The sequence below is a fragment of the Malikia sp. genome, assembly GCF_028687635.1.
In the GTDB taxonomy this organism is placed as follows: domain Bacteria; phylum Pseudomonadota; class Gammaproteobacteria; order Burkholderiales; family Burkholderiaceae_C; genus Malikia.
In genome coordinates this window covers 13,237-28,248 of the sequence record NZ_JAQTZS010000011.1, presented here as the reverse complement: position 1 = coordinate 28,248, position 15,012 = coordinate 13,237, and the positions used below count along the sequence as shown (strand labels likewise).

At 66.9% G+C, this 15,012-nt stretch carries 14 protein-coding genes; all 14 read left to right on the top strand.

The annotated features are described in order from the left end of the window. The first annotated feature begins 7 nt into the window (after nucleotides 1-7). The 14 genes from PHR85_RS08595 (at nucleotide 8) to hisG (ending at nucleotide 15,002) form a co-directional block, all read left to right on the top strand. A complete protein-coding gene (locus PHR85_RS08595) occupies nucleotides 8-718 on the top strand; it encodes a transposase (protein ID WP_300053052.1) in 711 nt (236 codons plus the stop codon). Between the two features lie 175 nt (nucleotides 719-893). Next, a complete protein-coding gene (locus PHR85_RS08590) occupies nucleotides 894-5,642 on the top strand; it encodes a glutamate synthase-related protein (protein ID WP_300053049.1) in 4,749 nt (1,582 codons plus the stop codon). A gap of 57 nt (nucleotides 5,643-5,699) precedes the next feature. Beyond that, nucleotides 5,700-7,181 carry a glutamate synthase subunit beta gene (locus PHR85_RS08585; RefSeq protein WP_300053046.1) on the top strand — a complete coding sequence of 494 codons (1,482 nt, stop codon included), beginning with the start codon at nucleotides 5,700-5,702 and terminating at the stop codon, nucleotides 7,179-7,181. 105 nt (nucleotides 7,182-7,286) lie between these two features. Next, a complete protein-coding gene (locus PHR85_RS08580; protein ID WP_300053044.1) occupies nucleotides 7,287-8,105 on the top strand; it encodes an ABC transporter ATP-binding protein in 819 nt (272 codons plus the stop codon). Further along, nucleotides 8,102-8,884: a lipid asymmetry maintenance ABC transporter permease subunit MlaE gene (gene mlaE / locus PHR85_RS08575; protein ID WP_300053041.1), complete on the top strand. Its 783-nt coding sequence runs from the start codon at nucleotides 8,102-8,104 to the stop codon at nucleotides 8,882-8,884. Before PHR85_RS08580 ends, mlaE begins: the two co-directional genes overlap by 4 nt. A 16-nt stretch (nucleotides 8,885-8,900) precedes the next feature. Next, nucleotides 8,901-9,383, top strand: coding sequence for an outer membrane lipid asymmetry maintenance protein MlaD (mlaD, locus tag PHR85_RS08570; RefSeq protein WP_300053038.1), 483 nt, complete (start codon nucleotides 8,901-8,903; stop codon nucleotides 9,381-9,383). 26 nt (nucleotides 9,384-9,409) lie between these two features. Continuing rightward, on the top strand, nucleotides 9,410-10,132 hold the full coding sequence (locus PHR85_RS08565) for a VacJ family lipoprotein (protein ID WP_300053035.1): 723 nt from the start codon (nucleotides 9,410-9,412) through the stop codon (nucleotides 10,130-10,132). A gap of 35 nt (nucleotides 10,133-10,167) precedes the next feature. Beyond that, a complete protein-coding gene (locus PHR85_RS08560) occupies nucleotides 10,168-10,836 on the top strand; it encodes a phospholipid-binding protein MlaC (RefSeq protein WP_300053033.1) in 669 nt (222 codons plus the stop codon). Between the two features lie 4 nt (nucleotides 10,837-10,840). Next, nucleotides 10,841-11,119 (top strand): STAS domain-containing protein, encoded by a 279-nt coding sequence (locus PHR85_RS08555; protein WP_300053031.1) that lies wholly within the window; start codon nucleotides 10,841-10,843, stop codon nucleotides 11,117-11,119. Between the two features lie 12 nt (nucleotides 11,120-11,131). Continuing rightward, entirely contained in the window at nucleotides 11,132-12,049 is a 918-nt protein-coding gene (locus PHR85_RS08550; protein ID WP_300053028.1) for an ABC transporter ATP-binding protein, read from the top strand. Next, nucleotides 12,046-12,801: an ABC transporter permease gene (locus PHR85_RS08545; RefSeq protein ID WP_300053025.1), complete on the top strand. Its 756-nt coding sequence runs from the start codon at nucleotides 12,046-12,048 to the stop codon at nucleotides 12,799-12,801. The genes PHR85_RS08550 and PHR85_RS08545 overlap by 4 nt, the downstream gene beginning before the upstream one ends. Nucleotide 12,802: 1 nt before the next feature. Continuing rightward, nucleotides 12,803-13,045, top strand: coding sequence for a BolA family protein (locus tag PHR85_RS08540; protein WP_300053023.1), 243 nt, complete (start codon nucleotides 12,803-12,805; stop codon nucleotides 13,043-13,045). A 5-nt stretch (nucleotides 13,046-13,050) separates the two neighbouring features. Continuing rightward, complete coding sequence (murA, locus tag PHR85_RS08535) at nucleotides 13,051-14,337, top strand: UDP-N-acetylglucosamine 1-carboxyvinyltransferase (protein WP_300053021.1); 1,287 nt, start codon at nucleotides 13,051-13,053, stop codon at nucleotides 14,335-14,337. Further along, a complete protein-coding gene (gene hisG, locus PHR85_RS08530; protein WP_300053018.1) occupies nucleotides 14,334-15,002 on the top strand; it encodes an ATP phosphoribosyltransferase in 669 nt (222 codons plus the stop codon). The genes murA and hisG overlap by 4 nt, the downstream gene beginning before the upstream one ends. Nucleotides 15,003-15,012 lie beyond the last annotated feature (10 nt).

Below are 15,012 nucleotides of genomic sequence, written 5' to 3'. Positions count from 1 at the left end.
AATCGTCATGGCCCGCTTGCCCCGATTGGCCGTCACCGGTGTGCCCCATCATGTGATCCTGCGCGGCAACAACCGGCAGGCCGTCTTCATCGATCGCGAGGACCGCGAATTCTTCCTGTCCCAGCTGGCCGAGCTGGCGCAGCGCGAGAAGGTGCAGGTCCACGCCTATGTGCTGATGGACAACCACCTGCACCTGCTGCTGACGCCGCAGCAAGACGGTGCGCTGTCGCGCCTGATGCAGTCGCTGGGGCGCGGCTATGTGCGGCGCTTCAACCTGCGTCACGGCCGCAGCGGCACGCTCTGGGAGGGGCGCTACCGCTCGACCGTGATCGACAGCGAGCGCTATCTGCTGGTGTGCATGGCCTATATCGATCTCAATCCGGTGCGGGCTGGCATGGTTCCTGCTGCGGAACTCTACCCCTGGTCCAGTCACGGCCATTACATCGGATTGCGCCACGATAAATGGCTGACGCCGCATCCGCTGGTGTGGTCCTTGGGCAACACGCCGTTTGCGCGCGAGGCCGCCTACGCCGAACTGGTGCACCAGGGCCTGAGTGCGGTGCAGCAGCGGGACTTGTCCGAGTCCGTCGTGCAGGGCTGGCCGCTGGGGGGGGCGGGTTTCCTGGCGCAGTTGCGCGAGCAGACCGGCCGTCGCCTCGAAAAGGGTAGGGCTGGTCGCCCGCGTGCGGTGCAGCCAGCGCCCGAGCCGGTTGCTTGATAAGCCGATGGCGACTGGACACTCGGTGCCACCGAGGGTCTTTACTCTGTCCCCAATTTATTTCCTCTCTGTTTCAAGTCCAATTAAATTGGTCTCTGACCCCAATTTTTTTGCTTGCTTGTGGGGGGGGAATCGTCTATCCTCTTCGGGTTAACGCTTATTTGAGGAGTTTGGCTTGACCCGTCCTACCGAAATCGCTCAGCTGCAGCAGCAAGGTCTGTACAGCTCCGCCCAAGAACATGACGCCTGCGGCGTCGGTTTCGTGGCCCATATCAAGGGCCAGAAGAGCCATGCCATCGTCGGCCAGGCCCTCAAGATTCTCGAGAACCTGGATCACCGGGGTGCCGTCGGTGCCGATCCGCTGATGGGCGACGGCGCCGGTCTGCTGATCCAGATCCCCGATCAGCTCTACCGCGAAGAGATGGCCAAGCAGGGCGTGACCCTGCCGCCCGCTGGCGAGTACGGCGTCGGCTTCGTCTTCCTGCCCAAGGAACACGCATCCCGCCTGGCTTGCGAGCAGGAAATGGAGCGCGCGATCAAGGCCGAGGGCCAGGTCTTGCTGGGCTGGCGCGATGTGCCGGTCAACCTCGACATGCCGATGTCTCCCGCCGTGCGCGAAAAGGAGCCGGTCATGCGCCAGATCTTCATCGGCCGTGGCGCCGATGTGATCGTGCAGGACGCGCTCGAGCGCAAGCTCTACGTGATCCGCAAGACCGCCAGCGCCCATATCCAGGCGCTCAAGCTCAAGCACAGCAACGAGTACTACATGCCCTCGATGTCGAGCCGCACGGTGGTCTACAAGGGGCTGCTGCTGGCGAACCAGGTCGGCGAGTACTACCTCGACCTGCAGGACCCGCGTTGCGTCTCGGCCATCGGCCTGGTGCACCAGCGCTTCTCGACCAACACCTTCCCCGAGTGGCCGCTGGCCCACCCCTACCGTTATGTCGCCCACAACGGCGAGATCAACACGGTCAAGGGCAACTACAACTGGATGAAGGCGCGCGAAGGCGTGATGTCGTCGCCGGTGCTGGGCGAGGACCTGCAGAAGCTGTACCCGATCAGCTTTGCCAACCAGTCCGACACCGCGACCTTCGACAACTGCCTCGAGCTGTTGACCATGGCCGGCTACCCGATCAGCCAGGCCGTGATGATGATGATCCCCGAGCCGTGGGAGCAGCACAGCACGATGGACCCGCGCCGTCGCGCCTTCTACGAATACCACGCCGCCATGCTCGAGCCGTGGGACGGCCCGGCTTCGGTCGTGTTCACCGACGGTCGCCAGATCGGCGCCACGCTTGACCGCAACGGCCTGCGTCCGGCCCGCTACTGCGTGACCGATGACGACTTCGTCATCATGGGTTCCGAGGCCGGCGTGCTGCCGGTGCCCGACAGCAAGATCGTGCGCAAGTGGCGCCTGCAGCCGGGCAAGATGTTCCTGATCGACCTCGAACAGGGCCGCATGATCGACGACGAGGAGCTGAAAGCCAACCTCGCCAACTCCAAGCCCTACGCGCAGTGGATCGAGAACCTGCGCATCCGCCTCGATGACGTGGTGCAGCCGGTCGCCGGCGAGATCGACGCCCAGCCGATGGTCGAGGAGTCTTCGGTCGCCGCCCTGGATAGCGTCTCGCCCTCGCTGCTGGACCGCCAGCAGGCCTTCGGCATGACCCAGGAAGACATCAAGTTCCTGATGGCGCCGATGGCCAGGAACGGCGAGGAAAGCATCGGCTCGATGGGTAACGACAGCCCGCTGGCCGTGTTGTCGTCCAAGAACAAGCCGCTCTACAACTACTTCAAGCAGTTGTTCGCGCAGGTGACCAACCCGCCGATCGATCCGATCCGCGAAGCGATCGTGATGTCGCTGGTGTCCTTCATCGGCCCCAAGCCCAACCTGCTCGACATCAACCAGGTCAATCCGCCGATGCGCCTCGAAGTGTCCCAGCCGGTGCTGGACTTCAAGGACATGGCCAAGCTGCGCAACATCGAGCAGACCACCCAGGGCAAGTTCAAGAGCGCCACCATCGACATCACCTACCCGGTCAGCTGGGGCAGGGAAGGCGTCGAGGCCAAGCTCGCTTCGTTGTGCGCCGAGGCCGTCGATGCGATCAAGGGTGGCAAGAACATCCTGATCATCAGCGACCGCAACGTCAGCGCGACCCAGGTCGCGATCCCCGCGCTGCTGGCCCTGTCGGCCATCCACCAGCATCTGGTGCGCGAGGGCCTGCGCACGACCGCCGGCCTGGTGGTCGAGACCGGCTCCGCCCGCGAGATCCACCATTTCGCCGTGCTGGCTGGCTACGGTGCCGAGGCCGTCCATCCCTACCTGGCGATGGAAACCCTGCAGGCGATCAGCAAGGATCTGCCGGGCGAGCTGTCGACCGACAAGGCGATCTACAACTACGTCAAGGCGATCGGCAAGGGCCTGTCCAAGATCATGTCCAAGATGGGCGTGAGCACCTACATGTCCTACTGCGGCGCCCAGCTGTTCGAAGCCATCGGCCTCGACACCGAGACCGTGGCCAAGTACTTCACCGGCACCCCGACCCGCGTCGAGGGCATCGGCGTGTTCGACATCGCCGAGGAAGCGATCCGCACCCACAAGGCCGCCTTCGGTGACGATCCGTTGCTGGTCAACATGCTGGACGCCGGCGGCGAATACGCCTGGCGCGCCCGTGGCGAGGAGCACCTCTGGACGCCGGACGCGATCGCCAAGCTGCAGCACTCGACCCGTGCCAACAACTGGAACACCTACAAGGAATACGCCCAGATCATCAACGACCAGAGCAAGCGCCACCTGACGCTGCGCGGTCTGTTCGAGTTCAAGGTCGATCCGGCCAAGGCGATCGCGGTCGAGGAAGTCGAGTCGGCCAAGGAGATCGTCAAGCGCTTCGCCACCGGCGCGATGTCGCTCGGCTCGATCTCGACCGAGGCCCACGCCACCCTGGCCGTCGCGATGAACCGCATCGGCGGCAAGTCCAACACCGGCGAAGGCGGCGAGGATCCGGCACGCTACCGCAACGAGCTCAAGGGCATCCCGATCAAGCAGGGCGAGACCCTGGCTTCGGTGATCGGCGCCGAGCAGGTCGAGGTCGACATTCCGCTGCTGGCCGGTGACAGCCTGCGCTCGCGCATCAAGCAGGTCGCTTCGGGCCGCTTCGGCGTCACCGCCGAGTACCTGGCCTCCGCCGACCAGATCCAGATCAAGATGGCCCAGGGCGCCAAGCCGGGCGAGGGCGGCCAGCTGCCGGGCGGCAAGGTGTCCGAGTACATCGGTTTCCTGCGCCACTCGGTGCCGGGCGTCGGCCTGATCTCGCCGCCGCCGCACCACGACATCTACTCGATCGAGGATCTGGCCCAGCTGATCCATGACCTCAAGAACGTCGGCACCAGCGCCAGCATCTCGGTCAAGCTGGTGTCCGAAGTCGGCGTCGGCACCATCGCCGCTGGCGTGGCCAAGTGCAAGGCCGATCACCTCGTGATCGCCGGTCATGATGGCGGCACCGGTGCTTCGCCGCTGTCCTCGATCAAGCATTGCGGCGGCCCGTGGGAAATCGGCCTGGCCGAGACCCAGCAGACCCTGGTGCTGAACCGCCTGCGTGGCCGCATCCGCGTCCAGGCCGACGGCCAGATGAAGACCGGCCGCGACGTCGTGATCGGCGCGCTGCTGGGCGCCGACGAGTTCGGCTTCGCGACCGCTCCGCTGGTCGTCGAGGGCTGCATCATGATGCGCAAGTGCCACCTGAATACCTGCCCGGTCGGCGTCGCGACCCAGGATCCCGAACTGCGCAAGAAGTTCAGCGGCAAGCCCGAGCATGTCGTGAACTATTTCTTCTTCATCGCCGAGGAAGTGCGTCAGATCATGGCCCAGCTGGGTATCCGCAAGTTCGACCAGTTGATCGGCCGCTCCGACCTGCTCGACACCCGCAAGGGCCTGGAGCACTGGAAGGCCCAGGGCCTGGACTTCAGCCGCCTGTTCGCCCAGCCGCAGGTGCCGGCCGACGTGCCGCGTCTGCACGCTTCCGAGCAGGACCACTGCCTGGAGAAGGCGCTCGACAACGTGCTGATCGCCAAGTCCAAGGCGGCCATCGAACAGGGCGAGAAGGTCCAGTTCATGGAAGTGGCGCGCAACGTCAACCGTTCCGTCGGCGCGATGCTGTCGGGCGCGGTGACCAAGGTGCACCCGGAAGGTCTGCCGGACGACACGATCCGCATCCAGCTCGAAGGCACGGGCGGCCAGTCCTTCGGCGCCTTCCTGTGCAAGGGCGTGACCCTGTACCTGATCGGTGAAGCCAACGACTACACCGGCAAGGGCCTGTCGGGCGGTCGCATCGTGGTGCGTCCGAGCCTGGACTTCCGCGGCGTCGCGCAGCAGAACATCATCGTCGGCAACACCGTGATGTACGGCGCGACCACCGGCGAGGCCTTCTTCAGCGGCGTCGGCGGCGAGCGCTTCGCGGTCCGCCTGTCGGGCGCCACGGCCGTGGTCGAGGGCGTGGGCGACCACGGCTGCGAATACATGACCGGCGGCACCGTGGCCGTGCTGGGCAAGACCGGCCGCAACTTCGCGGCCGGCATGAGCGGTGGCATCGCCTATGTCTACGACGAGGATGGCCAGTTCGCCTCGCGCTGCAACACCGCCCAGGTGACCCTGGAACAGGTGCTGCCGGCGGCCGACCAGCAGGCGATCGGCAACGTCGCGACCTGGCACCGTGGCCAGACCGACGAGGAGCAGCTCAGGAAGCTGCTGGAAGACCAGCTGCGCTGGACCGGCAGCAAGCGCGCCCGCGACCTGCTCGACAACTGGAGCGAGTCCCGCGCCAAGTTCGTCAAGGTCTTCCCGACCGAGTACAAGCGCGCGCTGGGCGAGATCCACGCCCGCAAGCAGGCCAAGGCTGCGACCCAAGAAGCCGTCGCCGCCAAGTAATCCGTCAAACTCGATTCAGGGGGCAGGGCGCGAGTCCTGCCCCGCAAAGGAAAGCAAATGGGAAAAGTCACCGGCTTCATGGAATATGAGCGCATCGAAGAGGGCTACAAGCCCGTCGCCGAGCGCGTCAAGCACTACAAGGAATTCGTGATCGGCCTGAGCGACGAGCAGGCCAAGATCCAGGGCGCGCGCTGCATGGATTGCGGCACCCCGTTCTGCAACAACGGCTGCCCGGTCAACAACATCATTCCGGACTTCAACGACCTGGTCTACCACCAGGACTGGCAGAACGCGAGCGCGGTGCTGCACAGCACCAACAACTTCCCCGAGTTCACCGGCCGCATCTGCCCGGCGCCCTGCGAGGCGGCTTGCGTGATCAACGTCAACGGCAACCCGGTCGGCATCAAGTCGATCGAGCACGCGATCATCGACAAGGCCTGGGAAAACGGCTGGGTCAAGCCCCAGCTGGCCAAGGTCCGGACCGGCAAGAAGGTCGCCGTCGTCGGCGCTGGTCCGGCTGGCCTGGCCGCTGCCCAGCAGCTGGCGCGCGCCGGTCACGACGTGACCCTGTTCGAGAAGAACGACCGCGTCGGCGGCCTGCTGCGCTACGGCATCCCCGACTTCAAGTTCGACAAGTCGCACATCGACCGTCGCATGACACAGCTCGAAGCCGAAGGCGTCAAGGTCCGCACCGGCGTGCTGATCGGCCAGCTGCCCGAGGGCTCCAAGGTCACCAACTGGGCCAAGGAAAGCATCAGCCCCGAGCAGCTCAAGCAGGACTTCGACGCCGTGCTGCTGACCGGCGGCTCCGAGCAGTCGCGCGACCTGCCGGTGCCGGGCCGCGAGCTCGACGGCGTCCATTTCGCGATGGAGTTCCTGCCGCAGCAGAACAAGGTCAACGCCGACGGCAAGTTCAAGGGCCAGCTGCGCGCCGACGGCAAGCATGTGATCGTGATCGGCGGTGGCGACACCGGCAGCGACTGCGTGGGCACCTCGACCCGTCACGGTGCCGCCAGCGTGACCCAGTTCGAAGTGATGCCGATGCCGCCCGAGCAGGAGAACAAGCCGCTGGTCTGGCCTTACTGGCCGCTCAAGCTGCGCACCAGCTCCAGCCACGACGAGAGCGCCGAGAAGGGCATCCTCAAGCGCGAGTTCGCGGTCTCGACCAAGGAATTCATCGGCAAGAACGGCAAGGTCACCAGCCTCAAGACCGTCCAGGTCGAGCTGAAGGACGGCAAGCTGGTCGAGATCCCCGGCACCGAGAAGGAATACCAGGCCGACCTGGTGCTGCTGGCGATGGGCTTCGTCCATCCGGTGGCGACCATCCTCGACGGCTTCGGCGTCGAGAAGGACGCGCGCGGCAACGCCAAGGCCAGCGAGTCGCTGGTCGGTGGCTACGCGACCAGCGTGCCCAAGGTCTTCGCCGCCGGCGACATCCGTCGCGGCCAGTCGTTGGTGGTGTGGGCGATCCGCGAAGGCCGTCAGGCCGCGCGCGCGGTCGACGAGTTCCTGATGGGCTCGACCCAGCTGCCGCGTTGATACGCAGGGGGGTATGGTCTGATCCGATCTAGGGTTTTCCTGTATCCCTTATCATGTGAAGGCCGGCCAGACCGGCCTTCGTCATTTTCAAGCCTTCCCCCTCCCATGTCCACACCGCACCTGGTTGAAATCCGCGACCTCACCTTCGGGTATGGGGATGGCCGCGTCGTGCTCGAAGGCATCAACCTGCATGTGCCGCGCGGCAAGGTCACGGTGCTGATTGGCGCCTCGGGCGGCGGCAAGACCACGCTGCTGCGCCTGATCGGCGGCCAGAACAAGGCGACCCAGGGCCAGGTGCTGTTTGACGGTCAGGATGTCGGAAAGCTCGACCGTGACGGCCTCTACGCCATGCGCCGCCGCATGGGCATGCTGTACCAGTTCGGCGCCCTGTTCACCGACCAGGACGTCTACGACAACGTGGCTTTTCCGCTGCGCGAGCACAGCGGCCTGCCCGAGTCGATGATCCGCGACATCGTGCTGATGAAGCTGCAGGCGGTCGGCCTGCGCGGCGCGCGGCACCTGATGCCGAGCGAGCTGTCGGGCGGCATGGCGCGGCGCGTGGCGCTGGCGCGCGCGATCGCGCTCGACCCCGAGCTGGTCATGTACGACGAACCCTTCTCGGGCCTGGACCCGATCTCGCTTGGCACCGCCGCGCGGCTGATCCGCCAGCTCAACGACACGCTGGGCCTGACCAGCCTGATGGTCTCGCACGAGCTCGACGCGACCTTCGCGGTCTGCGACCATGTGATCGTGCTGGCCAACGGCAAGGTGGCGCAGCAGGGCACGCCGCAGCAAATCCGCGAAAGCGAGAATCCCTTGATCCAGCAATACGTGACCGCGTCGCCCGAAGGGCCGGTGCGTTTCCATTACCCCGGCCCCTCGGTCGAGGAGGATTTCGGCCTGGCCGCCGGGAGGTCGGCATGAAGCGCCTGTCGCCGGCCGATATCGGCCTTGCGGTGCGCGGCTGGCTGGCCGACCTCGGTCATGGCGCGCGGCTGTTCTTTCGCCTGCTGCTGGGCACCTTCGGCAGCTGGCGCCGCTTTGGCCTTATCCGCGACCAGATCCACTTCCTGGGCAATTATTCGCTCGCGATCATCGGGGTGTCGGGCCTGTTCGTCGGCTTCGTCTTCGCGCTGCAGGGCTACAACATCCTGGAGAAGTTCGGCTCCACCGACGCGCTGGGCCTGATGGTCACGCTGAGCCTGATCCGCGAGCTCGGGCCGGTGGTGACCGCGCTGCTGTTCGCGGGCCGCGCCGGCACCTCGCTGACGGCCGAGATCGGCCTGATGAAGGCTGGCGAGCAGATCAGCGTGATGGAGATGATGGCGGTCGACCCGATCGACCGCGTGCTGGCGCCGCGCTTCTGGGCCGGCGTCATCACGATGCCGCTGCTGGGCGCGGTGTTCAGCGCCATGGGCATCATCGGCGGCTGGGTCGTTGGCGTGCTGATGATCGGTGTCGATGGCGGCTCGTTCTGGAGCCAGATCCAGGGCGGGGTCGATGTCTGGGCCGACGTCGGCAACAGCCTGATCAAGAGCCTGGTGTTCGGCATCGCGGTGACCTTCATCGCGCTGCAGCAGGGTTTCGAGGCCAGCCCGACGCCCGAGGGCGTCTCGCGCGCGACCACTCGCACCGTGGTGATGGCCTCGCTCACCGTCCTCGGTCTGGATTTCATCCTGACCGCCATGATGTTTGCTGTTTGATTCAAGGGAGAGCCAATTGCAACGCTCCAAAGTCGATGTCTGGGTAGGCCTGTTCGTGCTGATCGGCGCGGCCGCCATCCTGTTCCTGGCCCTGCAGTCGGCCAACCTGCTCAACCTGAGCTTCGAGAAGACCTATCGCGTCACCGCCAAGTTCGACAACGCTGGCGGCCTGAAGCCGAAGGCGGCGGTCAAGAGCGCCGGCGTGGTGGTCGGTCGCATCGAGTCGATCAGCTTCGACGACAAGCGCTACCAGGCCGACGTGGTGCTGGCGCTCGAGTCGCGCTACGCCTTCCCGAAGGACAGTTCGCTCAAGGTCTTGACCAGCGGCCTGCTGGGCGAGCAGTATGTCGGCATCGAGCCGGGCGGCGACGAGAAGAACCTGGCCCAGGGCGACGTGATCAGTCAGACCCAGTCGGCCGTGGTGCTGGAGAACCTGATCGGGCAGTTCCTCTACAGCAAGTCCGCCGACGCGGGCAGCGCGCCGGCGGGCGCCCAGTGAGCCGTGGCAGCGGACAAGGAGAGTCAATGAAGCATCGTGATCGCATCTCCAGGCTACTGCTGGGCGCGGGGCTGGCCGTCCTGCTCGCGCTGGCGGGCTGCGCGAGCGGCCCCAATGCGGATCCGCGCGATCCGCTGGAGCCCATGAACCGCAGCATCCTGCGCTTCAACGAAAACGTGGACCGCGCGCTGCTCAAGCCCGTGGCCAGTGCCTATGTCGATATCGCTCCCGGCCCTGTGCGTGCTGGCGTCAACAACTTCTTCGGCAACCTGCGCGATGCCTGGTCGGCGCTCAACGCCCTGCTGCAGGCGCGCCCGCGCGAGGCGGCCGAGAACGGAATGCGCTTTGCCGTCAACAGCACGCTCGGCCTGGCCGGTGTGCTCGACATCGCCTCCGAGATGGGGCTGGAGCGCACCACGCTGGACTTCGGCCTGACGCTGGGCCGCTGGGGCGTGCCCGACGGCCCTTACCTGATGCTGCCGCTGCTCGGGCCGTCGACGCTGCGCGACACGGCCGCCTTGCCGGTGGATGGGCAGGGCGATGCGCTGGCTTCGGTCGGACATATCCCGTCCCGCAACGAGATGCAGGCGCTGCGCATCGTCGACAAGCGCGCCGGCCTGTTGCGCGCCGGCGAGATGCTGCAGGACGCCGCGCTCGACCCCTACAGCTTCGTGCGCGACTCCTATCTGCAGCGCCGCCATAGCCAGATTGGCGTGACATCGCCCGAGGAACGCTACGACCTCGAATGAAACCCTTGCAAGCATGGGTAACCAGGAAAACGAACATGAGTATTGTCATCGACCGCCGCGCGGCCCTGGGCTGGGTGGCCGCCTTCTCCCTGGTCAGTCTGGCCGGCACCACGGCGGCGCAGGCCAGCGAGGGCCCCGAGGTCCTGATCCAGCGCGTCGCCGCCGAACTGATCGAGGCGGTCAAGTCGGACGCGGCATTGCGTAACGGCGACACGGGCCGGGTGATCGCGCTGGTCGACTCCCGGCTCATGCCGCATGTGAATTTCAGGCGCATGACCGCCTCGGCGGTGGGCCGTTTCTGGCGCCAGGCTAGCCTTGAGCAGAAGCAGAAGCTGCAGGACGAGTTCAAGACCCTGCTGGTGCGGACCTACTCGGGCGCGCTGAGCCAGGTCAAGGACCAGACCCTGGTCGTCAAGCCGCTGCGCGCCAACCCCGGCGACACCGAGGTCATCGTGCGCTCCGAGTTGCGCACTCCGGGCAAGGACCCGGTGCAGCTCGACTACCGGGTCGAGAAGACCGATGCCGGCTGGAAGGTCTACGACCTCAACGTGCTGGGCATCTGGCTGGTCGAGACCTACCGTGGCCAGTTCTCGCAGGAGATCAATGCCAAGGGCATCGACGGCCTGATCGCTTCGCTGGCGCAGCGCAACCGCAGCAACGCGGCCGAGAAGCCGCCGGCTGCGCTGGCTGGCGGCAAGGGCTGAGGCCGTGGTCAGCCTGCCCGCCTTGCCCGCGCGCCTGACGCACGCCGAGTCGCCGTCCTGTCTGGCCGCCTGCGAGGCGGCGCTGCGCCGGGGCGCCGCTGGCGAGCCCGCTGAGCTCGACGCCGCCGCGCTACAGGACTTCGATTCCTCCGCCGTCGCGTTGCTGCTGGCGCTGGTGCGCGTGGCCCGCGAGCGCGGTGTCGAGCTGCGCCTGCGCGCCTTGCCCCAGCGCCTGCGCGAGCTGGCCGTGCTCTACGGGGTCGGCGAGCTGCTGCCCGGCTAAAATCCCGGGTACATGTCTGCCGTCTCATTCCAGAACGTTTCCAAATCCTTTGCCACCGCCCGCGGCGAGCTGCAGGCCCTCAAGGGCGTCAGCTTCGACATCGAGCCGGGCGAGTTCTTCGGCCTGCTCGGTCCCAACGGCGCGGGCAAGACCACGCTGATCAGCATCCTGGCCGGCCTGTCGCGCGCCAGCGGCGGGCGCGTGCTGGTGCAGGGGGCCGATGTCCAGTCCGATTATGCCCAGGCCAGGCGCCAGCTCGGCGTGGTGCCGCAGGAGCTGGTGTTCGACCCCTTCTTCAACGTGCGCGAGGCGCTGCGCTTCCAGTCGGGCTATTTCGGCATCAAGCGCAACGACGACTGGATCGACGAGCTGCTCGACGGCCTCGGCCTGGCCGACAAGGCCAGCGCCAACATGCGCCAGCTCTCGGGCGGCATGAAGCGGCGCGTGCTGGTGGCGCAGGCGCTGGTGCACAAGCCGCCGGTGATCGTGCTCGACGAGCCGACCGCCGGCGTCGACGTCGAGCTGCGCCAGACGCTGTGGGCCTTCGTCTCCAGGCTCAACAAGCAGGGCAGCACCGTGCTGCTGACGACGCACTACCTGGAGGAAGCCGAGGCCCTGTGCCACCGCATCGCGATGCTCAAGCTCGGCCAGGTGGTGGCGCTGGACAAGACCTCGGAGCTGCTCAAGACGGCGGTGGCGACCCAGCTCTGCTTCAAGACCGACCAGCCGCTGCCGCCCGCGCTCGCCGCGCAGGCGCGCGTGACCGGCCGCGTGGTGCGCCTGCCGGCGCAGGACGCGACGGCGGTCGAGCGCCTGCTGGCCCAGCTGCGCGAGCAGGGCATCGCGATCGAGGACATCGAAATCCGCAAGGCTGATCTCGAGGATGTGTTCCTCGACCTCATGTCCGGCCACCAGGAGACACGAGCATGAGCGGCTGGACCACCCTGTTCTACAAGGAAGTGCTGCGCTTCTGGAAGGTCGGCTTCCAGACCGTGGCGGCGCCGGTCATGACGGCCATCCTGTATCTGCTGATCTTCGGCCATGTGCTCGAAAACCGGGTCCAGGTCTACGACGGCGTGGGCTACACCGCCTTCCTGCTGCCGGGCCTGATCATGATGAGCGTGCTGCAGAACGCCTTCGCCAACAGCTCGTCCAGCCTGATCCAGAGCAAGATCATGGGCAACCTGGTGTTCCTGCTGCTGACGCCGCTGTCGCACCGGGCCTGGTTCGTGGCCTATGTCGGCTCGTCGATGGTGCGCGGCCTGGTGGTCGGCGCCGGCGTGCTGCTGTGCACCTTCTGGGCGGCCGATCTGCGGTTCGCCGCGCCGGGCTGGATCCTGGCCTTCGCCCTGCTGGGCTCGGGCCTGCTGGGGGCGCTGGGCGTGGTCGCCGGCCTGTGGGCCGAGAAGTTCGACCAGATGGCCGCCTTCCAGAACTTCGTCATCGTGCCGATGACCTTCCTGAGCGGCGTGTTCTACTCCATCCACTCGCTGCCGCCCTTCTGGCAGCAGCTCAGCCACTTCAACCCCTTCTTCTACATGATCGACGGTTTCCGCCACGGCTTCTTCGGCCAGGGCGACGTCTCGCCCTGGTTCAGCCTGGGCGTGGTGGGAGGGGCGTTCGCCCTGGTCGCGGGCCTGGCCCTGCACCTGCTCAAGACCGGCTACAAGATCCGACACTGACATGACTTCCGACGAACTGCAATCCATCATCGCCGCCGGCCTGGCCTGCGATCACCTCGAGGTCTCGGGCGACGGCCGCCACTGGGCCGCCGTCGTGGTCTCCAGCGCCTTCGAGGGCAAGCGCGCGATCGCGCGTCACCAGCAGGTCTACGCGACGCTGGGCGCGCGCATCCACAACGACGAGGTGCATGCGCTGTCGATCAAGGCCTACACCCCGGCCGAGTGGGCCGCGGCCCAGGGCTGAACGGCATGGACAAACTCCTGATCCGCGGCGGCCGCCGCCTGAACGGCGAAGTGAGCGTCTCGGGCGCCAAGAACGCGGCGCTGCCCGAGCTTTGCGCCGCCTTGCTGACCGCCCAGCCCGTGATGCTGCGCAACGTGCCGCGCCTGCGCGATGTCGCGACCATGCGCCAGCTGCTCGAACACATGGGCGTGCAGACCCAGTCCCACGGCGAGCGCGGCGGTTTCACGCTGCAGGCGGCCGACCCGATCGAGCCGGAGGCGCCCTACGAGCTGGTCAAGACCATGCGCGCCTCGGTGCTGGTGCTGGGGCCGCTGCTGGCGCGCTTTGGCCGCGCCAAGGTCTCGCTGCCGGGCGGCTGCGCGATCGGCTCGCGTCCGGTCGACCAGCATATCAAGGGCCTGCAGGCCATGGGCGCCGAGATCGTGGTCGAGCATGGCTACATGGTGGCCAGCCTGCCCGAGGGCCGCACGCGCCTGAAGGGCGCCCGCATCACGACCGACATGGTGACGGTCACCGGGACCGAGAACTTCCTGATGGCCGCGACGCTGGCCGAGGGCGAGACCATCCTCGAGAACGCGGCGCAGGAGCCCGAGATCACCGATCTGGCCGAGATGCTGATCAAGATGGGCGCCAGGATCGAGGGTCACGGCAGCAGCCGGATCCGGATCCAAGGCGTCGAAAAACTCGACGGTTGCGACCACGCGGTGGTGGCCGACCGGATCGAGGCCGGCACCTTCCTGTGCGCGGTCGCCGCGACCGGCGGCGAGGCGCTGCTGCGGCACGCGCGCGGCGAGCACCTCGACGCGGTGATCGACAAGCTGCGCGACGCGGGCGTCACGGTCAAGGCCGTCGAGGGTGGCGGCCTGCGCGTGGCCTCCGCTGGCGCCGCCGCGCTGAAGGCACAGACCTTCCGCACCACCGAGCACCCGGGCTTCCCGACCGACATGCAGGCCCAGTTCATGGCGCTCAATGCCGTGGCGCAGGGCAGCTGCAGCGTGACCGAGACCATCTTCGAGAACCGCTTCATGCATGTGCAGGAGCTGCAGCGCCTGGGTGCGCGCATCCATACCGACGGTCGGGTCGCGCTGGTCGAGGGCCTGGGCGAGTCCGGCCGCCTGTCGGGCGCGACCGTGATGGCGACCGACCTGCGTGCTTCCGCCAGCCTGGTGATCGCCGGCCTGGTGGCCGAGGGCGAGACCGTGGTCGACCGCATCTACCACCTGGATCGCGGCTACGACCAGATGGAAGTCAAACTGCGCGCCCTGGGCGCCGACATCGAAAGAATCCAATGAGCCAGGTCAAACTGACCCTGGCCCTGTCCAAGGGCCGCATCTTCGAGGAAACCCTGCCGCTGCTGCGTGCCGCCGGCATCGAGGTGCTGGAAGACCCCGAGAAGTCGCGCAAGCTGATCTTGCCGACCAACCGCCCCGATGTGCAGGTGGTGCTGGTGCGCGCCAGCGACGTGCCGACCTATGTCCAGTACGGCGGCGCCGACCTGGGCGTCTGCGGCAAGGACACGCTGATCGAGCACGAGGCCGAGTGGGGCGGTGCCGGCAGCGTCGGCCTCTACCAGCCGCTGGACCTCAAGATCGCCAAATGCCGCATGAGCGTCGCGGTGCGCGCCGACTTCGATTACGCCAGCGCCGTGCGCCAGGGCGCGCGCCTGAAGGTCGCGACCAAGTACGTGGCGATCGCGCGCGAGTTCTTCGCCAGCAAGGGCGTGCACGTCGACCTGATCAAGCTCTACGGCAGCATGGAGCTGGCGCCGCTGACCGGCATGGCCGACGCCATCGTCGACCTGGTCTCGACCGGCAACACGCTCAAGGCCAACCACCTGGTCGAGGTCGAGCCGATCATGGACATTTCCTCGCGGCTGGTGGTCAACCCGACCGCGCTCAAGGTCAAGCGCGAGCTGCTGCGTCCCATCCTCGACGCCTTCGCGCGGGCCACCGCCTGAAACCTGGAAC

What these genes read in the sequence shown, in the direction of transcription:
- PHR85_RS08595 (WP_300053052.1), top strand. Translation starts at nt 8, where the DNA reads ATGGCCCGCTTGCCCCGATTGGCCGTCACCGGTGTGCCCCATCATGTG.
- PHR85_RS08585 (WP_300053046.1), top strand. Translation starts at nt 5,700, where the DNA reads ATGGGAAAAGTCACCGGCTTCATGGAATATGAGCGCATCGAAGAGGGC.
- PHR85_RS08580 (WP_300053044.1), top strand. Translation starts at nt 7,287, where the DNA reads ATGTCCACACCGCACCTGGTTGAAATCCGCGACCTCACCTTCGGGTAT.
- mlaE (WP_300053041.1), top strand. Translation starts at nt 8,102, where the DNA reads ATGAAGCGCCTGTCGCCGGCCGATATCGGCCTTGCGGTGCGCGGCTGG.
- PHR85_RS08565 (WP_300053035.1), top strand. Translation starts at nt 9,410, where the DNA reads ATGAAGCATCGTGATCGCATCTCCAGGCTACTGCTGGGCGCGGGGCTG.
- PHR85_RS08560 (WP_300053033.1), top strand. Translation starts at nt 10,168, where the DNA reads ATGAGTATTGTCATCGACCGCCGCGCGGCCCTGGGCTGGGTGGCCGCC.
- PHR85_RS08550 (WP_300053028.1), top strand. Translation starts at nt 11,132, where the DNA reads ATGTCTGCCGTCTCATTCCAGAACGTTTCCAAATCCTTTGCCACCGCC.
- PHR85_RS08545 (WP_300053025.1), top strand. Translation starts at nt 12,046, where the DNA reads ATGAGCGGCTGGACCACCCTGTTCTACAAGGAAGTGCTGCGCTTCTGG.
- PHR85_RS08540 (WP_300053023.1), top strand. Translation starts at nt 12,803, where the DNA reads ATGACTTCCGACGAACTGCAATCCATCATCGCCGCCGGCCTGGCCTGC.
- murA (WP_300053021.1), top strand. Translation starts at nt 13,051, where the DNA reads ATGGACAAACTCCTGATCCGCGGCGGCCGCCGCCTGAACGGCGAAGTG.
- hisG (WP_300053018.1), top strand. Translation starts at nt 14,334, where the DNA reads ATGAGCCAGGTCAAACTGACCCTGGCCCTGTCCAAGGGCCGCATCTTC.